Source organism: Streptomyces sp. AJS327 (assembly GCF_013450295.1).
Taxonomy (GTDB): Bacteria; Actinomycetota; Actinomycetes; order Streptomycetales; family Streptomycetaceae; genus Streptomyces.
Genome location: NZ_SKBR01000001.1, coordinates 820,208 through 841,395, shown reverse-complemented (window position 1 = coordinate 841,395; position 21,188 = coordinate 820,208). Strand labels below are relative to the sequence as shown.

Below are 21,188 nucleotides of genomic sequence, written 5' to 3'. Positions count from 1 at the left end.
TTACCAACCCGTGAATGTTTCACCGTAGTGGGCGTAACAGTACTCAGCGATCGTCTCGAGCCGGGACGGGCCCACCGTCCACGCCCCCAACTCACGCCCCACACCCCTCGATTCACGGCCCCACGCCTCAACGCGCGGGCTCACGCCGCGAGGTGAGCGGAACAGGACCAGCGACGGACGGGGCGCGAGCGCGCGGAGGCGGCACGCGGGACGGCACGGGAAGCCCGGCGGGGGCGCGGTGTCCGTAGACCAACTCCGTTCGCTGGGCGGTACGTTCGGTACCCACAGGACGCCTCGCGCGATGACGCTCCGGGCGGGTGAACGCGACCCCCGGCGACCGGGACACGTCCATCGCGTCAACCGCCCCTGGGCGCCGTGATGACGATCAACCCACTGTGTGGACAGGGCAGTTCGGTGGTCGGGGACCCGGTGCCTCACGGGTCTCTCCCGAACCCCGTCGGGTGGCCCTGGAGTCACCCGGCTCGCCGCGACCGCTCCGGTTGTCGCTCCAGCGGCTGTCCGGGCCGGGACGACATGACGGCTGGACCCACGGGACGCGGGGAACACTCCGCTCCCGCCCAGCGGTTCAGGAGAGAACCGCCGCGACGAACGCGAGGTGCCCCCGGCCGGACCCCGTCCTTCGCGTCAGGCGCCCGGGCTGACGCTGGCGAGGGCCTGATCGAAGAGGTCCAGCCCGCGGTCGAGTTCGTCGTCCGAGATGGTGAGTGGCGGCGCGATCCGCAGGATGCTGCTACTGCCGGGGAACTGGACGATGTTCATGTGCAGCCCCAACTCGAAGCACTTCGCGGTGACTTCGGCACCTATCTCGTTCGCCGGGCTCTTCGTCTCACGGTCGGCGACGAGTTCGACGCCCTGAAGCAGACCCCGGCCACGTACGTCGCCGATGTGCTCGTGCCGCGACTGGAGTTCGAGCAGTCCCCGGCGAAGGCGCTCGCCGCGGCCCATGGCGACCTGCTCGAAAGCCCCCTCCGCGAGGACGTTGACGACGGTCAGCCCGATCGCGGCGGCCATCGGATCGGAGACATGTGTGGTCCCGAAGTAGAAACCACGCTCGTGACAGCGCTCCTCGATCTCCGGGCTGGTGATCACCGCGGACAGGGGGAAGCCTGCACCGAGGGTCTTGGACAGGGTCAGGATGTCCGGCGTGACGCCGTCGTGCTGGAAGGCGTACCAGTCACCGGTGCGGCAGAGCCCCGTCTGCGCCTCATCGACGATCAGGAGCATGCCGCGCTCCTCGCACTTCTCCTTGAGCGCCGCGAGGTAGCCCGGCGGCAGCTCGATGATGCCGCCGGTGCTCAGGATCGGTTCGAGGATGAACGCCGCGAGACTGCCCACGGACTGGCGATCGACCATGCCGAAGGCGAAGTCCAGCTCGGCCCGCCAGTCATGACGGCCGTCACGCTCGAACAGCGGCCGGTAGGCGTTCGGTGTCGGGATGACGATGTTGCCCGGCGCGACGGGCCCACACCCCTGCCGCGACAGGCTGTACGTCACGGCGGACGAGCCGTGGGTGACCCCGTGGTACGACTGGTCGAACGCCACGACCTCGTGCCCGCCGGTGAAGAGCTTCGCCATCTTGATGGCCGCCTCGTTCGACTCACCACCGGTGCTGAGCAGCATGACCTTGCTCAGCGAGGACGGCAGCGTGTCAGCGAGGGCGGCGGCCAAATCGACCACGGGACGGCTGAGCATCCAGCTGAACAGATGGTCCAGGGTCCCGACCGACTCCCGGACGGTCTCCACGACGGCCGGGTGGGAGTGCCCGAGCAGCGCGCTCATCTGTCCCGAGGTGAAGTCCAGAATGGCGCGCCCATCGCTGTCGAACACATGGGATCCGGCGGCACGTTCGATGATGGCGGGGCTGAAGTCGTTGCGTGCGTAGCGGATGAGATGCCGACGGGCCGTCGCCCAGAACTCCCCCGTGCTGTCGGCGGGTTGCGTGTTCGCCTGAGGTTCCATCGTCGCGCTCATGTCCTGCCTGCCTTTGCCTCGGAGACGTCGGTGGGGAAGGTGCGTGACCAGGCTAGGGAGAAAACCGGAGCACTCGATTGCAGATATTGCCCAGGTCAGAGTGGCGTTGGCACACTTCGTGCGTGGACAGCACCGATCACGCAATAATCGAGCACCTGCGCCGCGACTGCCGCATGACCAACACCGAACTCGCGGACCGCGTCGGTCTCACCCCCTCCCCCTGCCTGCGCAGGGTCCGGCGTCTGGAGAAGGAGGGAGTCATCCTCGGCTACCACGCGCGCATCGCCCCCAAAGCCCTCAACCGCGGCTTCGAGGTACAGGTCGACTTCGAACTCACCGACCAGACCCGGGAGACCGTCGAACGGTTCGAAACCGCGCTCACCGACTTCGACGAAGTCGTCGAAGCCCGCCGCATGTTCGGCGCCCCCGACTACCACGCCCTCGTCGCGGTGGCGAACCTGGAGACCTACGAGCACTTCATGGCCCAGCAACTCCTCGCCCTGCCCGGCCTGGCCAGACTCCAGTCACGCTTCGCGATGAAGACGCTCAAGTCCGACGCCCCCCGATCCGGCCACTGACCCCAACCCCCGCCCACCCGTCTCCCGCCAACGTCGGGGCCCATCCCCGCGTGGGCGGGGAGCATCACGTCCTGCTGATCGAGCGGGGCTGGGACCCGGGTCCATCCCCGCGTGGGCGGGGAGCAGGGCTACGCGTCGTCGGCGGGCAGGCGCCGGACGGGTCCATCCCCGCGTGGGCGGGGAGCAGCGCAGCATGGCATCCGCAGCGCGCGCTGAGCAGGGTCCATCCCCGCGTGGGCGGGGAGCAGGCGACCGCGCAGTACGAGCCGAACAGTCCGGCGGGTCCATCCCCGCGTGGGCGGGGAGCAGCCGGTGGTGGTGCCGTGCAGCGCCGGGAAGGGTCCATCCCCGCGTGGGCGGGGAGCAGCGTGCCAGCTGGCCCCGGTCGACCAAGCGCACGGGTCCATCCCCGCGTGGGCGGGGAGCAGTCGGACTTCAGCAACAGCACGGTCCATGAGGCGGCCCATCCCCGCGTGGGCGGGGAGCAGATCTCCAGCCCGTTCGCCATCACCTCGGCGGAGGGTCCATCCCCGCGTGGGCGGGGAGCAGAGGGGGAAATGACCTGCGGGTTTAGCGGGGTGGGGGTATGCGGGAGGCCGGTTTCGCGGATTCCGGCATATGGCACATACGCCTCGTAGTTCGCGATGGTTCACCGTCCGCGCGCCAGTCGACAGAGCGTGCGTGAACGCCCGGTGACGGGACGGGTGGCGGGTCACAGGGTATGCGGTTTCGCCGCCGCGCGGGCCGGACTGGCCCGTCCCGCGCGGACGGGAACGCCATCCGGGCGTCTCTCCTGTGTGCCCCGGCCACACCGCCGAGAGGCGCACGGCGGCGGGGCGGGTGGTGAGGGGGCCGGGGCGTGGGGACGCGTGGGCTGCCTGGCGCGGCTCGGCGGCCAACTGGTGTGAGGGGTCAGGCGGTTCGGTTGATGCGGCCGGCGTAGCGGGCCTCCAGCGCCTTGTTGTGTTCGTCGCCGGCGGGGATGTTGGCGGAGAGGTAGACCGGCGGGGTGATGTCGCGGGCCAGGAGCAGGCGGATCGTCTCGGCGGCGATCAGCTGGACGAGGAGGGCGCCGGTGATGGAGGAGATGGCGCAGGCCGTGCCGCCGCCGGGGAGTTCGAGGAGGGAGTCGCCGAACGGGGCGCCGTTGTCGAGGAGGACGTCGGCGAAGTCGGGCAGTCGCTTGCCGGAGGGGTGGCGGGAGGTGGAGCGAGCGCCGTGCTCGACGGAGGTGACGGCGATGAGGGGGTGGCCGTGCTCCTTGACGATGGTGGCCATCTCCACGATGGAGCCGTTGATGCCGGAGTTGGAGGCGATGACGAAGACGTCCTGGGGGTGGGGGGCGGCGATCTCGTAGAGGGCGCGGGCGGTGGCCGGGTCTCGTTCGAGGTGCGGGTCGGAGATGAACTCCTTGGGCTTGTCGCCACGGAGCACGACGTCCCGTAGGGCCAGCTTGTTGGTGGGGACGAAGCCGCCCGCGCGGCCGGAGATCTCCGTGGCGAGGGCTTCGGAGTGGCCGGTGCCGAACGCCTGGATCACGCCGTTCCCGGCCAGGGAGTCCGCCCACAGGGCCGCGGCGGCGAGGACGGCCTCGTGTTGGCCGTCGCTGACGCGGGCGATGGTCTCCAGGGCCAAGGTGGTGAACGTGGCGGCGTCGATGGCGTGATCGGTCATGGAAGGACCCAACTCCCGGTGAGAGGCGCACAATTATTCGTCGTCGTGGGAGAAATCTGCTTGTCCCCGAGGTACGAGTCAAGGGGTTGACAGGGTTCGGTGCCGCTGGTGAACAATTCTTCGCTATGCGTCAGATCGTCGATCGCCTCCGTGCGCTGGAGCCGGAACTGCCGGAAGCGCAGCGGGCATTGGCCGCGCTCATCCTGGAGGACCCGGCCTCGGTGGCGGAGCGGACGATCCTCGAACTCGCGGAGACGGCCGAGGTGTCCACCGGCAGCATCACCCGGCTGTGCCGCACCCTGGGGCTGGCCGGGTACTCGCAGCTGCGCCTGGCGCTGGCGGCCGAGCAGGGCGCGCGGAGCGCCCGCAATACGTGGCAGGGGGATGTCGGCACGGACATCAGCGAGCACGACTCCCTCCGGCGCGTCGCGGAGGCGGTGGTGGGGGCGGTCTCGGAGGTGGTCGCACGGTCCGTTGAGGGCGTTGACCTCGTCGCGCTGGAGGAGGTGGCGACGCGACTGGCGGCCGCCCGGCGGGTGGAGCTGTTCGGGGTGGGGGGAAGTGCCACCGTGGCGGGCGAGTTGCAGCATCGGCTGTACCGGATCGGGGTTCCGGCGTGGTCGTGGAGCGACGCGCACGTGGCGCTCACGGGGGCCGCCCTGCTGGGCCCCGGTGACGTGGTCGTGGTGCTCTCGCACAGTGGCGGTACCCGGGAGTCGTGTGACGTGCTGGCGGAGGCCGTCTCGCGGGGTGCCACGACCGTCGCGGTCACCAACGACCCCGGTTCGCCGCTGGCCCGGCACGCCGAACTGACCCTGGCCACACGGGTGCGGGCGGTGGGGCTGAGCACGGAGGCGGTCCTCGCGCGGCACGCGCAGATGGCCGTCCTGGACGTGCTGTACATCGCCGTGGCGCAGCGCACCTACGACTCCAGCACGGAGGCCATGGCGGCCACCACGGAGGCCGTCCGCCCCTACCGGCACCGCAGTTGACCCTCGCGCACCTTCGACCGGGAGCCGTTCCATGGACAGCACCACTCTCGCCCGTGTGGCGTTCGGCAGCTCAACGGGCCCGGCTGTGGGGTCGGTTCGCGTGGCCGGGAGGTGGTGTTCGCAGGTTCCCGTCGCGCGGCGGAGCGGGACGGGCGGCTCCACGAGCGGAGGGGACGTCCGGTGAGCCTGGTACTGGGGATCGACGGTGGGGGCAGCAGCCTGCGGGCCGCTCTCGCTCCGGCCACGCGCGGGCCGCTGCTGGGCAGGGCGTCAGCCGGGGCGGGCAACGCGCGGTCGGTGCCGGAGGCGGAGTTGGCGCGGCGGCTGACGGCGGTGGTGGGGGAGGTGCTGGCACACGGGCGGGGCGAGGACGTGGCGGCGGTCGTCGCCGGGTTCGCCGGGGCCGCGGGCCCGGAGCAGCCGGTGGACGCCGGACGGGACGTGGCGGGGCGCGCGTTGGGCGCGGCACTGGCCCAACACGGTGTGCGTGCGAGGGCCGTTCGCATCGTCCCCGATATCGAGATCGCCTTCGCGTGCGCCCCGGGCACCCCGGCGGACGGGGTGACGATGGTGGCGGGAACGGGCGCCGCCGGGGCCCGGATTCGCGGCCACCGGCTGGTCGCCGCCTCGGACGGCTGTGGCTGGCTCGCCGGGGACGACGGCAGTGGCTTCTGGATCGCCCGCGAGGGCCTGCGGCGGGCGTTGCGCGCGCTGGACGGTCGGGGTCCCGCGACGGTGCTGACCGAGCAGTTCGTGGAGGTCTTCGCGGAGAGCGCGCCGCGTGGGGAGTCACCGCGGCTCGTCCTGGTGGACGGTGGTCTGTCGCTGACGTCTCCGGTGCGTCTGGCCCGTCACTGCCCGGTGGTGGTGCGGGCGGCGCGGGACGGCGACGAGGTGGCGGGGGCGATCCTCGACGAGGCGGCGGACCTGCTCGCGGAGAGCACCCGGGCGTTGGGACCGTTGCCGGGTGAACCCCTGGTCACGGTAGGGGGGTTGCTGGGCCCGGAGGGGCCGCTCCTCGCACGGTTCGAGGCGCGGGTGTCCGGGATGGGCCTGTCGCCGCTTCCGGTCTCGGACGGCCTGGAGGGGGCGGTCGTGCTCGCCCGGCTGGCGCTGGGTTCCGGGTGGACGCCGGATGGCGGGAGTTGAGTTGAGCATCACCGCCGCAGCCGTGGTTGCCGAAGCCGTGGGCCTCGTCGAGTGGACGGCGGGTGGCGGGAGTTGACGGTCGGGCGCCGCCGGGGCGGCGGCCGCTCGGGGTCCCGGTGCTCCGGGTGGGTCCCGCTCGCGTGTTCCGAGGGCGCGCGGGACAGGGAGGGCTGTCCGGGCCCGGGGGGGGGTTCACCTCGTCAACTCGTCCCCGACGCTGGTCCGTTGGCAGCACGCGATGGGGCGCGCGGAGGAGGCCGGGGGTGGGGGACACTGCGGGGGTGAGTTCCGGAGTCTCCAGGTCACCGCGGGAACGGGCCCTTCGGTATGTGACGGGGCGGGCGTCGGGCCCTCCCGTGGACCCGTCGTTGCGGGTGACCCTCAACTTCCACCCTGACCGGCTGCGGCAGGGCCGGCCGATCCTGGAGGCGCTGGCCGAGGACGGCGTGTACCACTCGCAGTTCGTCACGGGGACCAGCAACGGCGGGCTGACCGCGCATCCCGGTGGGGACCGCTGGCGCTGGGAGAGCCGGATCTTCGGCGGCGCCTACGACGAAGCGCCCGCTCACGAGCGTCCCGTCTACGGGGCGTTGAACTTCCGTCGCAAACCGGTGGGCGGGGCGCCACGGTTCGGTTCGGCCCACTTCCGGCTGACGGCCGGGACGGTGCCACGGACCACGTTCTGCTACCCGGACAGTGTGCTGGAGCCGCGGGACTTCGGAACGGCCGCCAGGATGGGGCTGGTTGACCTCGCGCTGGCTGACCGTACGGACCGGCTCGACGACTACGTGGAGGCGCAGGTGCACGGAACGGTCCGGCTGGACCGCGACGTCGAGGCGCTGGTGCTGGACCCGTGCTACCGGGACACGGCCGTCGAGACAGCGGCGCTGCGCCTGGGCTGCCCGGTGGAGTGGCATTCCGGCTTCCGGCTGGGGGTCGAGGAGCTGCGCCGCCATCCTGACTACCGGGGCCCGGAGTACGTCGACGTGGGCGCGCGGATGGCCGTTGACGGGATGCTGGACCCGCGGGTGGTCGGGGACGCGGCGCGCGCCGGTCAGCATCCTCCGCCGGCGGTCAAGCGGGTGTGGCACTGCCTGGCCCGGTTCGGGGCACCCGGGAACGACGCCGCGCTCCCCTGACCGCCAAAAGCCCCGTCCGGTCGCCCGAGGTCCCGTCTGGCCGCCCGAAGACCCCGTCCCCCTCGGAGAGTTGGCAGGGTTCGGCGCTCAACGGCCGCCGCACGGCGCCGTGTGGGCGGGGCCGTCCGGCGCGGGCGGTTCACTCGCTGGCGGCGCCCAGGGTGAAGAGCAGGTAGAGGAAGGCCGCGAGGACGTGGCCCGCCACGACGTACACGAAGAGGCGCAGGGCCAGTCCGCGCGGGAACCGGCCTTCTCCGCGCTCGGCTCCGGGTTCGTCCTTCGGCATGATGCGGCCTTTCGGTGATCGGGGGGTCGGGGCTGGGGCGTCGGGGCTGGGGGCGGGGCTCACCCGGAGGAGGGGTGGGGCGTGCCGTGCGGCGCGCTCTCGCCGAGGCACAGCTCGGCCGCGCCGCTCTGGAGCAGGGTGTGGACGAACAGGAGCTGCGCGCCGTGCGGTGTCTCCGCGGCGATGCGGTGCGGGGTGAGCGAGTCGAAGTGCGCGGAGTCGCCCTCGTCCAGGACGTACCGATGGTCACCCAGCGTGAGCCGGAGGGTGCCTTCGAGGACGTAGAGCCACTCCTCGCCGGGGTGGACACGCACCAGGTCGTTCTGCACCCCGACCGGTACCCGCACCCGCAGGGCCTGCATGGCGCGGCCGGATCCGCCCGCGCGCCAGTACGTCCAGCCCTCGGCCTCGGTGGCCTCCATCCGGTCGGCGCGGACGATCGGCTCCCGCTGGGCGGGCGTCTCGCCTAGCAGGCCGGAGACCGTCGTACCGTAGATGCGGGCCAGGAGCAGCAGTACCGGGAGTGACGGCTGCCGCTGGCCGGTCTCCAGCCGGGAGAGGTGAGCCGGGGAGAGGCCGGAGTGGCGCGCGGCGGTCTCCAGGGTCAGCCCGCTGTTACGCCGCGTCGCGCGCAGTCGCGGGGCGACGATCGGCAACTCCGCGTCACCGTTGCTGGTGGGGCTCATACCTCGATTGAGCCAGAGTTTTACCTTTCAGGCAAATCTCTTGCCTCAGGGGCAAAGTCGCCGGTGGAGAGCGCCACGCGACACGTCTCACGACACTCGGCGGCTTCCCCGCCCCACCTCACCACTGTCCGTGACCGGGCGTGCGCCCATGGCCCCTCACCACCCGTGACCGGGTGTGATACCTGTGACCGTCCGTGCCCCCGGCCCGAGGGCAGGGGGTCGGGGTCAGGGGCGCAGGCGGGCGAAGGTGTCCATCCGCTCCCGGTGGTAGTCGAGGTCCTCCGTGTCGTGCCGCACGCCGCGAGCGCACGCGAGGTCGAAGTACACCGCCTCGCGGCGGAGTCGGTGGCGTACGAGCTGGGCCAGCGTCTCCTCGTCGAGTCGTTCGGCGGTGCCCCCGGCCTCCCGGTAGGTGGCGGCGAACCGGCGTACGCCGTCCATGCCCGTGCCGTCGTCCTCGGTGAACTCCAGGGCGGCGCCCGCCACATCGACCTCCGGCGGGGCGATCAGCGCCTCGTCCCAGTCGAGCAGGGCAACCACGCTGCCGGGGGAGTCCCGGGCGGTGAGCACGTTGCCGTGGTAGAAGTCGCCGTGCAGCGCGTGCCGCAGCGGGGCGTGGGTGGTGAAGTCGGTGAGCCAGGCGTCGAGTTGGGGGTCGCGTAGCGCCGGGTCGGAGTACTCCGCCCGGCCGTCCAATCCGGTCTCCAGTGAGCAGGACAGGGGGCGTGGCGGGAGGTCGGCCCGGGCCAGCGCGCGGTGCAGCCCGGCCAGCAGTCGCGCCGCCGCCGTGACGGTCGCGGGGTCGTCCGGCGCCCACACCCCGTCGACGTAGGGCCAGAGCGAGACGGTCCGCCCCTCCACCCGGGTGGCGGTGGCACCGTCGTGCCGTCCGGGCAGGGGCAGCGGCGCCAGCGCCTCCGCGCAGCCACCGGCACGGGCCGCGACCGCGACGCGGTGGCACCACTCCGCGTCGGCGGGGTCCCGGTCATAGGCGCTGATCCGCACCACCACGTCCCCGACGCGCCAGGCGGCGGACTCCTCCCCGCCGTAGAGGCGTTCGGCGTCTCCCCGCACGCCGGTGGCCGTCCGCACCGCCGGGGTCAACGGCACCTCCACGAACACCATGTCCGTTCCCTCCGGTTGGGGCCCGCGCGCCCACGCCGGTGCGGACCGTGTGCCGGGCACTCCCGCCGGGGCGCCCAGCGGCCGAGCGTAACAAGGCGGTACGGCACGAATGCCGCGAACGGGCGGGCGTACGGGCCGTGTTGGCGGTGCGCGGCTCGGCCCGTGGGCGCGGGTCGCGGGGCCACGACGGTGGTCCGGCCGGCCGCCACCGCCGGGCGGCGACCGTGGCTCCGGGCCCTGTCGCCGTCGCCCGGCTGGCGTCCACCGGACGGTCGAGCGCACGCGGCCGCCGCACGTCACGCCGCCCCGGTGAGCGGGGGCACACCGGGGCGGCGGGGTGCCGGGCGGCGGGAGCGGCCCGGCGGGACCGCGACGGGCCGGCGGGTGCGCGGCCGCTCCCCCGGACCGGGTCCCTCCCGCCGGGTCACGGTCGCCCGACCCGGCCCGCCCGATGTCGCGCACCGGCACTGTCACCGCTCGCTGCGAGGCTGCCCCCATGAACGCAGACCAGCACGACTGGAACCGCTCACTGCGCGAGCAGTGGGAGTTCCACTGGAACCACCAGCTCCGCGACCGCCTCGCGGGCCTCACCGACGACGAGTACCTCTGGTCACCGGCGCCGGACACGTGGAGCGTACGACCGCGCGGCAGCTCCACGGCCCAGATCCAGGCCGGTGCCGGGGAGTTCACGATCGACTTCGCCTTCCCGCAACCCGATCCGGCGCCCTTCACCACCATCGCCTGGCGGCTGGGGCACGTCATCGTCGGTGTGCTCGCGGCCCGCAACGCGACGCACTTCGGCGCTCCGGCCGCTTCCTACGAGGACTGGGAGTACGCGGGGAGCGCGGCCGGGGCACTCGACCAGCTGGAGACCCAACTCGCCGTGTGGACGGCGGGAGTTCGGGGCCTCGGAGAGGACGAGCTGCGGGCCCCGGTCGGCGCGGGGGAGCCCTACCCCGAGCTGGCCATGGCCGACCTGGTGCTGCACATCAACCGCGAACTGATCCACCACCTGTCCGAAGTCTGCCTGCTGCGCGACCTCTACGCGCACACCGTCGCGGGCGGAACCACGAACGGAGCGACCCGTTGAGCCGCCACATCCAGATCACCATCGACGCCCACGACCCGCGCGCCCTGTCCACCTTCTGGTGCGCGGCGCTGGGGTACGTCCATCCGGCGCCGCCCGGCGTCGAGTTGCCGGAGGGCGCGGACGCGCTGGCGGCGTGGGACGAGTTCCTCACCCGGGTCGGCGTCCCACGGGAGGAGCACAACGCGAAGTCGGCCGTCGAGGACCCGGACGGGCACGGGCCACGGGTCTTCTTCCAGCGGGTCCCGGAGGACAAGGTGGTCAAGAACCGAGTCCACCTGGACGTACGCGCGGCCCCCGGACTGAGCGGTGAGGAGCGCATGGCGGCGCTGGAGGCCGAGTGTGAGCGGCTGGTCGCGCTGGGGGCGACCCGGGTGCGCCGCGATGAGCCCGCTCCCCCGATGAGCGCCGGATTCCTCGTGCTGGCCGACCCCGAGGGCAACGAGTTCTGCCTGGACTGACCGGAGTTGAGGCCGCCGTCACGGCCTCGGGGTCTCCGGCGGAACACCGCCGGAGACCTTCCGTCACCACGTCATCCGGCGGCCAGCCGGGACGGCCGCCGGGTGAACGGCGGGGGCAGGGCGGGGCGCTGGGATTCCGGGGAGGGCAACTTCGTTCGTGGGGCGTCGAGTCGGGGTGGCGGGGGTGCCGTCCGGGAGTGTGGGAGTGGGGGTGGTCCCCTCCTTATTCGCTGACGAACCGTACGTCAACGGCTGAACACCCCTGTAGGGCACAGCATTTCACCCCTGCCTCAGCCCCTGCCATAACGGAAGTCTCCCTAAAACGGGGCAATACGGCCTTGTCACTCCCGGGTGCGCGGCTTACGTTTGCGACGGTTCCCGCACCCTGAACCTTTTTTCAACACACCGAGAATATCCCGAACACTCACGGGCAGGTGGCCGATGATCACGATTCCGCAAGAAGGCTCCCGCATCGGTATAGCAGTCGACGAATTCGACGCACTCTCCGTTCCGGAAAGCGATATAGCGCAGCTCAAGCAACTCGTCTACAGCCACCGGATCGTCGTGTTGCGTAATCAGCACCTCTCCCCCGGTGACTTCGTGGAGTTCGGCCGGCGACTCGGCGAGGTGGAGACCTATTACCAGCCGATGTACCACCACCCGGAACACCGGGAGATCTTCGTCTCCTCCAACGTCAAGGAGGACGGGGCACAGGTCGGAGTACCGCAGACCGGAAAGTTCTGGCATCACGACTACTCGTTCATGCCGCGCCCCTTCGGACTGACGCTGATATATCCGCAGGTGATCCCACAGAAGAACCGCGGGACCTTCTTCATCGACATGGCGAGGGCGCACGCGGACCTGCCCGAGGCGCTGAAGGCGGAACTGGGGGGCGTCCGCGGGGTCAACAGCGTGCGGCGCTACTTCAAGGTCCGCCCGACGGACGTCTACCGGCCGATCACCGAGATCCTCGCGGAGATCGAGGAGGTGACCCCGGAGGTCGCCCACCCGGCCGTCTTCACCCACCCGGTGACCGGGGAGTCGGTGCTGTACATCAGCGAGGCGGTGACCTACCGGCTGGAGGACGCCGAGGGGAACCCGGTGCGGGAGAAGCTGCTGGACGAGCTGTTCGAGGCGTGCGGGCAGGCCGACACCACCTTCGAGCACGACAACATCCACCTCCAGACCTTCGACAGGGGCGACATGCTGATCTGGGACAACCGGGCGCTCGTGCACCGCGCGCTGCACACGGTGAACCCGGAACCCGCCGTCTCCTTCCGGGTGACCGTGCACGACGAGCACGAGTTCTACCCCGGCATCTCGCTCTGAGGAGCACCGGCGTGGAACACGAGACCCCAGCGCCCCCGGCCGAGCCGGGGAGTCCCGGACGGGACGCCCACCGGACCTTCGAACACGACGGAGCCCTGCTGGAGCAGGTCCTCCGGGTCTACAAGCCGCACTGCCGCTACCTGACCTCCACCACCGTGACCGCGAAGGGCGACCCGGCGCGGGAGGGTGGCCAGGTGAGCGTGCGCGGGACGTTCCACATTCCGGAGTCGTGCTACATCGACGACACCGGCCACTTCAACTCCGTGGAGTTCAACCTCTGTTTCAACCAGATGATTTATTTCATCATGGCGAAGTCCATCAAGGAACGGCTGATCGCCGCCTTCGACAGCTGGGACATGGACGACTACTGGACCAGACAGCTTCCCGACATGTTCATCGTCGACTTCCGGAGCAGTTTCCGCCGGGCGATGCGGGGCCGCAACTTCTGGGGGCAGCTCGACATCGTCAACGTCGTCCAGCGTGACGGAGGAAACGGACCGCTGCTGATTCTCGGTACCACCTGCCGCTACGGGGAGGACGAGAGCGCCGCCTGTCACGGGTCGATCCGGCTGGCGCTGAAGAATCCGGCACCCGCGGGATTATCCACCCCCTGACCCACCGCCCACCGCAGCACGAACGGACCCGAGCGGGAGCCATGACCTCACTGCACGATGACCCTGTCGCCATTGTCGGAATAGGAATCCGCCTGCCGGGGGGAAACAACACCCCGGACGGATTCGCGGAGTTTCTCGGGGCCGGGCAGTCCGGCGTCGGGCCGCTGCCCACCGACCGCTGGGACCCGGAGGGATTCTTCTCCGACGACCCGGAGGACGTCGGCACCATCCGGTGCGCCCAGGGCGGATTCATCGACAAGCCGGACCACTTCGACGCCAAGTTCTTCAACATCTCCCCGAGAGAGGCCGACTTCGTCGATCCGCAGCAGCGGCTGACGCTGGAGGTGGCCTGGGAGGCCCTGGAGGACGCGGGCATCGACCCCGAGCCGCTGCGGCACGGGGACGGTGGGGTCTACATGGCCGTCAGCAACATGGACTACTCGACCATGATGAGCGAACTCCCCAAGGAGCAGCTCAACGGCTGGATCGGCACCGGCATGGCGCACAGCGCGGTGTCCGGCAGACTCTCGTACTTCCTCGGCTGGCGCGGCCCCTCCATGACGGTGGACACGGCCTGTTCGGCGTCGCTGGTCTCGGTGCACCTGGCCGCGCAGGCGCTGCGGGCCGGAGAGTGCGGCATCGCGCTGGCGGGCGGGGTCAACACCATCCATCTGGCGATGGGGCACGTCGTCGCCTCGCACGGGCGGATGCTGGCGCCGGACGGGCTGTGCAAGACCTTCGACGACTCGGCCGACGGCTACTGCCGCAGTGAGGGCGGCGCGGTGGTCGTCCTCAAGCGGCTGTCGGACGCGCGGCGTTCCGGGGACCGGGTCTACGCGCTGGTGCGCGGCTCGGCCGTCGGGCAGGACGGGGAGAGCAGCGCGCTGATGGTGCCGAACGGCGCCGCGCAGGAGACGATGCTGCGGCGGGCGCTGGCGAACGCGGGCCTCACCCCCGGCGACATCTCGTACGTGGAGACGCACGGCACCGGCACCTCGCTGGGCGACCCGATCGAAGTGGGCGCGCTCAACGCGGTGTTCGCGGAGTCGCACTCGCCGGAGCGGCCCGTCACCATCGCCTCGCTGAAGACCAACCTGGGGCACCTGGAGTCGGCGGCGGGCATCGGCGGTCTCGTCAAGACGGCGCTCCAGCTCCGGGAGCGGACGATCTTCCCGCATCTGAACTTCCACACCCCCTCGCGGCACATCCCGTGGGACACGGCGCCGGTCACCGTGCCGACGACGGCCCGCCCCTGGGAGGCGGAGACGCGCCGGGCCATGGTGAACTCCTTCGGTTTCGCGGGCACCATCGCCTCCGTCGTCCTGGAGGAGGCGCCGGAGCCCGAGGCGGCTCCGGAGCCCGGACCGGCCGACGAGGCGGAGCCGCCGCGGGTGTTCACGCTGTCCGCGAAGAGCCCCGCCGCGCTGCGCGGGCAGATCCAGCGCTACCAGCGCTTCCTCGACGACTGGCCGGACACCGAGGTCGACGGGCTGTGCCGGGGCGCCGCCACCGGCCGGGCGCACTTCCCGCTGCGGCTGGCCGGGGTGGTGCGGGACACCGAGGACGTGGCGCGGCTGCTGGACCGGAGCCTGAGCCGGGGCAGCCAGCTCGGGCAGGACCGCGGGCCCTCACAGGTGGCGTTCCTCTTCTCCGGCGGCGGTTCGCAGTACGTGCGGATGGGCCTGCCGCTGTACGAGCAGTTCCCGGTGTTCCGGGAGCGGCTGGACCGCTGTGACGAGCTGTTCGCGGAGCGGCTGGGCCGGTCGCTGCGGGACATGGTGCTCGGGGTCGTCGGGGACGCCGAACTCATCCACGAGATCCGCTACATGCAGCCGGCGCTGTTCATGCTGGAGTACGCGGTCGCGGAGCTGTGGCTCTCCTGGGGGGTGCGGCCCTCGGTGCTCGCGGGGCACAGCATCGGGGAGATCGTGGCCGCCACGGTGGCCGGGCTGTTCTCGCTGGAGGACGCGGTGACGCTGATGGCGGCGCGCGCGGAGGTCATGCACGCCTCGCCGCCGGGCGCGATGGCCGCCGTGGAGGCGCCGGTCGAGCGGGTGGCCCCGCTCGTCGAGGGCCGGGAGGACCTGTCCGTCGCCGCCGTCAACGGGCCGGAGCAGCTGGTGCTCTCCGGTGGGCGGGACTCGCTGGCCACGGTCGTCAAGGAGCTGGACGCGCTCGGGGTCAAGAACAAGCCGATCGCGGTGTCCTGCGCCGCGCACTCCCCGCTGCTCGCCGAGGCGGCGGAGAAGCTGCGCGAGGTCGTCGCCCAACTGACCTTCCACGAACCCCGGTTCACTCTGATCTCCAACCTGACGGGCGACGTGGCCGTCCCGGGCGAGCTGGCCACGGCCGACTACTGGGCCCGCCACCTGCGGGAGCCCGTGCGGTTCTCGGACGGGATGCGCGCCATCGCCGCGCGCGGCCCGCACCTCTACCTGGAGGTGGGCCCGGCCACCGAGCTGGTCGGGATGGGCAAGCAGTGCGTCCCGGACGACGGCAGCCGCTGGCTGAACAGCCTCCACCCAGAGGACGCGGACGGCACCGTGGTGCGGCAGTCCCTCGCCCAGCTGTACGCGCGGGGCGTCACCGTCGACTGGGCCGCGTACCACGCGGGCGCCCCGAAGCCGGACCTGGCGCTGCCGACCTACGCCTTCGACCGGCGGCGGCACTGGCTGCCGTTCGCCACCGGCGGGGCCGAGCCGACGGTGGTGTCCGGGGTGCACCCGCTGCTCGGTACGGAGATCGACGGGCCGGAGCGACGGGCCGCCGGGGAGCGGGAGTTCGGCGCCGAGCTGAGCGCGGACCAGCCCGCCTACCTGGCCGACCACAAGGTCATGGGGAAGGTCGTGTTCCCCGGCGCTGGCTATCTGGAGATGCTGCTGGCCCTCCAGGACGCGGTGTTCGGGGAGAGTGACCGGCCGCTGCGCGACGTGACCATCCACGAGGCGCTGTTCCTGCCGGAGTCGGGCGGCACGCGGGTGCGTACCCGGCTGCGTCCCGGCGCGGACGACACCGCCGAGGTGGAGATCGTCAGCCTGGCCACGGCGGAGGGCGCGGACGGGGCACCGCTGGAGCGACGGCACCTCACCGCCACCATCGGCCAGCCCACCGACGCCCCGGAGACGCTGCCGGAGGCGCTGCGCCCGCTGGCCGGGCAGCCGGAGGCCGAGGGCACCACACGCCGCGCCGACGAGCTGTACGAGGACTTCGCGGAGCTGGGCGTCGACTACGGCCCCCGCTTCCGCGGGCTGGCGAGCGTCCGGCGGTACGGGACGGACACCGCCGTCGGCGAGCTGCTCGCCGACCCGTCCGGCCCGTCCGCCGAACTGCTGCCCCCCGCCCTGCTGGACAGCGCCTTCCAGAGCATCGCGGCGCTCTCCCAGGAGGGCGACGTGGTCGCCATGCCGGTCGGCTTCGGCCGCTGCCGCCTGCTGAAGAAGCCGCGCGGCGGAGCGCTGCGCAGCGTGCTGCGGCTGCGCCCGCGCACCGGCCCGGAGGAACCGCCGGTCGCGGACCTGCTGATGCTGGAGGGCGAGCGGGTGGTGTTCGTCCTGGAGGAGCTGACGCTGCGCCGGGTGGCCAACGCCGCCGCGCCGGACCCGGACCGGATGTACTCGGAGGTGCGGTGGGTCAAGCGTTCGCTCCGCGCGGAGCTGGAGTCGTCCCGCACGGCGCTGCTGATCGGCGCCGGGCCAGGGCGGCGGGCGGCGCTGAGCGCGGCCGCCGAGGGCCACGAGGTGGAGCTGCGCTGGGCGGAGAGCGTGGCCGACGCGGCCGGGCCGCTGGCCGAGGCGCCGACCGACGTGTGCTGGTTCTGGCGAGCGGGGGCGCCGGAGGGGACGGAGCCGGGCTCGCTGGAGGCGCTGCGCGCCGAGTGCGCGGCGAACTACGGCGAACTGCTGGCGCTGCGCGACCTGTTGGACCAGGCGGGCAGTGTTCCCCGGCTGTGGCTGGTCACCGAGGACGGGCAGCGGCTGCCGGGCGACACCGGCTGGCACGGCGAGGTGCCGCCCGCCTCCGCCACGCTGTGGGGCTTCGGCCAGGTGTGGTGGGGTGAACACCCGGCGCACCACGTCACGTTGGTGGATCTGGAGGCCGGTGACGCAGAGGCGCCACGGCTGCTCGACGAGGTGCTGGCCCCACCGACGCCCGACTACCAGGTGGCCTACCGCGCCGGACACCGGCACGTGCGCCGGGTGTTCGAGGAGGCGGGCGGTCCGCGCACCGACGTGGAGCTGGTCGTCAAGGAGTACGGCCAGTTCACCGGGGTGGTACCCGTGCCGCTCCAGGACGAGCCGGAGCCGGAGGGCGACCAGATCCGGGTGCGGGTGCACGCGGCCGGGCTGAACTTCAAGGACGTGCTGAACGCGCTCGGCCTGCACCGGCTGGGGGCGGCCCCGGACGCGCCGGAGCTGCCGCTCGGCCTGGAGGGCTCCGGGGTGGTGCTCGCGGCGGGGCCGGACGCGGAGTTCCAGCCGGGCGAGGAGGTCGTGGTCTCCCATCTCGGCACGTTCCGGGAGCGGTTGACGTGTTCCTCGGCGCTGGCGGCGCGGAAGCCGGAGGGGGTCTCGCACACCGAGGCCGCCGGGCTGCCGACCGCGTACCTCACCGCCCACCACGGGCTGCACGGGTGCGCCGGGCTGAAGCGCGGCGACCGGGTGCTGATCCACGCGGCGGCTGGTGGGGTGGGGCAGGCCGCCGTGCGGCTGGCCCTGCGGGCGGGCGCCGAGGTGTTCGCCACGGCCAGCCCCCACAAGTGGCCGCTGCTGCGGGAGTTGGGGGTGACGCGGCTGTACCACTCGCGCACCACGGACTTCGCCGAGGAGATCCTCCGCGACACCGGCGGCGCCGGGGTCGATGTCGTACTCAACAGCCTGAGCAAGGAGTTCATCGACGCGAGTGTCCGGGCGCTGGCGCCCGAGGGCCGGTTCGTGGAGATGGGCAAGCTGGGCATCTGGACCGAGGAGCGCTTCCACGCCGAGCGGCCCGCCGGGTCGTTCCACGTCTTCGACTTCAGCGAGTACGGCGCCGAGGCGATGCGGGAGCTGACGCGGGAGGTGCTGCGCCCGGTGATGGCGGAGGTCTCGCGCGGTGAGCTGACGCCGCTGCCGGTGCGGGGCTACTCGCTGGACGAGGTGGAGGAGGCGTTCAGCGTCCTCAGCCGGGGGGCCAACGTCGGCAAGGTGGTGCTGGAGTTCGGCGGCGCCGAGCCGCCGGCCGTGGAGGCCCCGCTGGTCGACGGGGACCACACCTACCTGGTCACCGGCGGTACCGGGGCGCTGGGGCGGCTGGTCGCGGAGCTGCTGGTGGCGAGGGGCGCCCGGCATCTGGCGCTGCTCAGCAGGAGCGCGCCGGACCCGGCGTGGCTGGCGGACCTGCGGGAGCGGGTCGGCCCCGGCACGGAGATCGTCTGCTACCAGGGCGACGTGGGGAACGAGGCGGACGTCGAGCGGGTCGCCGGGGCGCTGCGGGCCCGCCGGTGGCCGGTGGGTGGCGTCGTGCACGCCGCGGGTGTCCTCGCGGACGCCCCGGTCGCCTCGCTGACCTGGGAGAGCATCGAGACCATCTTCCACTCGAAGGTGTACGGCAGCTGGCTGCTGCACCGGGCGGACTTCCCGGAGCTGCGGTTCTTCCTCGGCTACTCGTCGATCTCGGCGCTGATCGGTTCGCGGGGGCAGGCCAACTACGCGGCGGGCAACGCCTTCCTGGACGCCCTGCTGTCCAACCGGCACGCGTCCGGGCTGCCCGGTCTCAGCGTCAACTGGGGCGCGTGGGGCGAGACGGGCCTGGCGTCGGAGATGTCGCGGCGGAACATCTCGATGGTCGAGAACCAGGGCTTCACCTTCTTCAAACCGGCGGCGGGCATGCGGGCGCTGGGCCGGGTGCTGGACCGGCCGCTGGGCCAGGTGATCATCGCGGAGGTGGACTGGGACCAGTACGCGCGGACCCGTCCACAGCCCAACGCGCTGTACCAGCAGGTGAGTCGGGCCTCCCAGGAGGCGGAGGCACGGATCGACCCGGCGGAGCTGCTGGCCCTGCCACGGGCGGAGCGGCTGGAGACGATCTCGTGGGTGCTGCGGGGGTCCATCGCGGACCTGCTGCACTTCGACGGGCCGGACGACGTGCCGGCGGACGCGCGGTTCTTCGAGGTCGGACTGGACTCGCTGTCCGCCGTGGAGCTGAAGAACCGGCTGGAGCTGGCGTTCCGGATCGCGCTGTCCGCGTCGAGCGTGTTCGACAACCCGTCCGTCCAGCAGCTCAGCGCGTTCGTCGACGAGCGGATGACCACCGGAGGGGAGGCGTGATGGGCACCTCCGACCGGCCGTCCACGGCACGTCGTCCGGCGACCGTCGCGGCGACCGCGGCGCACCACGCCCAGGTCCGGCCGGACCGGATCGCGGTGGAGTGCGCCGGGCGCCGCCTGAGCTTCGGCGAGCTGCACCGGGAGAGCAACCGGACGGCGCACGCGCTGCGCGGGGCGGGCGTGATGACCGGCGCCCGGGTCGGCTATCTGGCCCGGGACACCGAGCACTACTACGACCTGTTGCTGGCCTGCGCGAAGACCGGCGCCGTCCTGGTGCCGATCGACCCACGGCTGACGGGCGCGGAGATCGAGCACGTGCTGCGGGACTCCGGGGCGGTGCTGCTGCTGACCGACGGGGAGCGGCGGCCGGTCGCGGAGGAGGTCGCCGCGCGGCTCGGCACCCGGCCCACCCTGCTGGGGATCGACGGCCCGGACGGTGCCGGGGGCGACGAACAGGACGCCCGGCGGAGCGAGTTCCACCGCTGGAAGGCCGAACAGCCGGACGGCGACCCCCGGGTGAGGGTTCCCGCGCGCGCCGCGCTGGCGCAGGTGTACACCAGCGGGACGACGGGCGCCCCCAAGGGCGTGGTGCTGGGCCAGAACACCTTCTTCGCGATCAGCAACCTGCTGGCCCGGCACGAGCTGGACTGGCTGGACTGGTACGAGGACGACCGCAGCCTGCACCTGCTGCCCGGCCACCACATCGGCGGGCCCTGGTGGTTCCTCCAGGGGTTCCGGGCGGGCGCCACCAACGTGCTCGCGCAGGGCTTCGACGCGCGGCGCACCCTGGAGTGGTTCGCGGAGGGCGGTATCACCACGACGCTGATCGTCCCGTCGATGCTCCAGGTGCTGCTGGCCGAACCGGACGTGGGGCCGGGGCACTTCGCCGGGCTGCGGAAGGTGGTGTACGGCGGGTCGCCGATGCCGGAGTCGCTGCTGCGGCAGTGCCTGGAGACGATGGGCTGCGCGTTCGCGCAGATCTACGGGCTGACGGAGACCTGCGCGTCCGCGGTCTGCCTGCCACCCGCCGACCACGTCCCGGGGAGCCCGCGCGCCCGGGCGGTGGGGCGGCCCTACCCGGGGGTGGCCGTGGAGGCGGTCGGCCCGGGCGGGGAGACGCTGCCGCCGGGTGAGGTCGGGGAGGTGCGGATCGTCACCCCGGCGGTGATGACGGGGTACTGGAACCGTCCGGAGGAGACCGAACGCACCCTGTCCGACGGCTGGTTGTACACCGGTGACGCGGGACACGTGGACGCGGACGGATACCTCCACATCCACGACCGCATCAAGGACGTGGTGCTGGTGGCCGGGGAGAACGTGTACCCGGCGGAGGTGGAGAACGCGCTGGCCCAGCACCCCGAGGTCGCGGAGGCGGCGGTGGTCGGCGTGCCGGACCAGGTGCGGGGCGAGGCGGTCCGCGCCTACGTCGTGGCCCGGGACGGCAGCCGACTCGGCACCCGGGAGCTGACGTTGTTCCTGCGGGAACGGCTGGCCGACTACAAGGTGCCGTCCTCCTTCGCGTTCGTCGACCGGCTGCCGCGCAACGCGGGCGGCAAGGTCACCCGGCACACGCTGCGCGCGCGGGCCACCGAGGAGGCGGAGGACGAGGGCGTCGAGGACGGCCCGCTCGGCCCCAACAGCCCGCTCAGCCTGGACGGTTCGCCGTCGCGCGCCCCCGGTGCTCAGGGTGGCCCGGGCGCCGCAGGAGCGCGGGGCGGAGGCTCGGCGCTGCCGCCGTGGCCGGTCCCCCGGCTGGAGGAGTGCCCGTTCGG

Annotated in this window: 14 protein-coding genes, 1 pseudogene and 1 CRISPR repeat array; of the genes and pseudogenes, 10 read left to right on the top strand and 5 right to left on the bottom strand. The window is 72.4% G+C overall.

Annotation, left to right across the window (positions count from 1 at the left end; translation table 11 throughout):
* Nucleotides 1–645: 645 nt before the first annotated feature.
* A complete protein-coding gene (locus E0L36_RS03300) occupies nt 646–1,992 on the bottom strand; it encodes an aspartate aminotransferase family protein (protein ID WP_258015882.1) in 1,347 nt (448 codons plus the stop codon).
* A 122-nt stretch (nt 1,993–2,114) separates the two neighbouring features.
* On the opposite strand from E0L36_RS03300, the gene E0L36_RS03295 reads away from it, so the two are divergent.
* A complete protein-coding gene (locus E0L36_RS03295) occupies nt 2,115–2,570 on the top strand; it encodes an Lrp/AsnC family transcriptional regulator (RefSeq protein ID WP_180927332.1) in 456 nt (151 codons plus the stop codon).
* Between the two features lie 36 nt (nt 2,571–2,606).
* Nucleotides 2,607–3,119: direct repeats of the CRISPR family, unit length 29 nt; unit sequence GGGTCCATCCCCGCGTGGGCGGGGAGCAG.
* Between the two features lie 363 nt (nt 3,120–3,482).
* Here the strand turns inward: E0L36_RS03295 and E0L36_RS03290 are convergent.
* Entirely contained in the window at nt 3,483–4,244 is a 762-nt protein-coding gene (locus tag E0L36_RS03290; RefSeq protein ID WP_180927331.1) for a sugar isomerase domain-containing protein, read from the bottom strand.
* Between the two features lie 125 nt (nt 4,245–4,369).
* Here E0L36_RS03290 and E0L36_RS03285 point away from each other — a divergent pair, with 125 nt between their 5' ends.
* The 3 genes from E0L36_RS03285 (at nt 4,370) to E0L36_RS03275 (ending at nt 7,524) form a co-directional block, all read left to right on the top strand.
* Nucleotides 4,370–5,236: a MurR/RpiR family transcriptional regulator gene (locus E0L36_RS03285; RefSeq protein ID WP_180927330.1), complete on the top strand. Its 867-nt coding sequence runs from the start codon at nt 4,370–4,372 to the stop codon at nt 5,234–5,236.
* Nucleotides 5,237–5,416: 180 nt separating this feature from the next.
* A complete protein-coding gene (locus E0L36_RS03280) occupies nt 5,417–6,385 on the top strand; it encodes a BadF/BadG/BcrA/BcrD ATPase family protein (RefSeq protein ID WP_180927329.1) in 969 nt (322 codons plus the stop codon).
* A 329-nt stretch (nt 6,386–6,714) separates the two neighbouring features.
* Nucleotides 6,715–7,524, top strand: coding sequence for a DUF3626 domain-containing protein (locus tag E0L36_RS03275; protein WP_308416698.1), 810 nt, complete (start codon nt 6,715–6,717; stop codon nt 7,522–7,524).
* A 139-nt stretch (nt 7,525–7,663) separates the two neighbouring features.
* Here the strand turns inward: E0L36_RS03275 and E0L36_RS03270 are convergent, their stop codons facing one another.
* From E0L36_RS03270 to E0L36_RS03260, 3 genes are all read right to left on the bottom strand, one after another.
* Complete coding sequence (locus E0L36_RS03270; protein WP_180927327.1) at nt 7,664–7,810, bottom strand: DUF6126 family protein; 147 nt, start codon at nt 7,808–7,810, stop codon at nt 7,664–7,666.
* A gap of 59 nt (nt 7,811–7,869) precedes the next feature.
* Nucleotides 7,870–8,496: a helix-turn-helix domain-containing protein gene (locus tag E0L36_RS03265; RefSeq protein WP_180927326.1), complete on the bottom strand. Its 627-nt coding sequence runs from the start codon at nt 8,494–8,496 to the stop codon at nt 7,870–7,872.
* A 225-nt stretch (nt 8,497–8,721) separates the two neighbouring features.
* Nucleotides 8,722–9,621, bottom strand: coding sequence for a phosphotransferase enzyme family protein (locus E0L36_RS03260; protein WP_180927325.1), 900 nt, complete (start codon nt 9,619–9,621; stop codon nt 8,722–8,724).
* Between the two features lie 496 nt (nt 9,622–10,117).
* On the opposite strand from E0L36_RS03260, the gene E0L36_RS03255 reads away from it, so the two are divergent.
* The 6 genes and pseudogenes from E0L36_RS03255 to E0L36_RS28450 form a co-directional block, all read left to right on the top strand.
* Entirely contained in the window at nt 10,118–10,711 is a 594-nt protein-coding gene (locus tag E0L36_RS03255) for a DinB family protein (protein WP_180927324.1), read from the top strand.
* A complete protein-coding gene (locus E0L36_RS03250) occupies nt 10,708–11,169 on the top strand; it encodes a VOC family protein (RefSeq protein ID WP_180927323.1) in 462 nt (153 codons plus the stop codon). The genes E0L36_RS03255 and E0L36_RS03250 overlap by 4 nt, the downstream gene beginning before the upstream one ends.
* Before the next feature lie 441 nt (nt 11,170–11,610).
* Nucleotides 11,611–12,498 carry a TauD/TfdA family dioxygenase gene (locus E0L36_RS03245; RefSeq protein ID WP_180927322.1) on the top strand — a complete coding sequence of 296 codons (888 nt, stop codon included), beginning with the start codon at nt 11,611–11,613 and terminating at the stop codon, nt 12,496–12,498.
* A gap of 11 nt (nt 12,499–12,509) precedes the next feature.
* A complete protein-coding gene (locus E0L36_RS03240; protein WP_308416617.1) occupies nt 12,510–13,112 on the top strand; it encodes an FcoT family thioesterase in 603 nt (200 codons plus the stop codon).
* Between the two features lie 41 nt (nt 13,113–13,153).
* Nucleotides 13,154–19,417, top strand: a complete 6,264-nt coding sequence (locus E0L36_RS03235; protein ID WP_180927321.1) for a type I polyketide synthase — start codon at nt 13,154–13,156, stop codon at nt 19,415–19,417.
* A pseudogene (locus E0L36_RS28450) lies at nt 19,417–21,003 on the top strand (long-chain-fatty-acid--CoA ligase); the annotation flags it as partial. The gene E0L36_RS03235 and the pseudogene E0L36_RS28450, both read left to right, overlap by 1 nt.
* Nucleotides 21,004–21,188 lie beyond the last annotated feature (185 nt).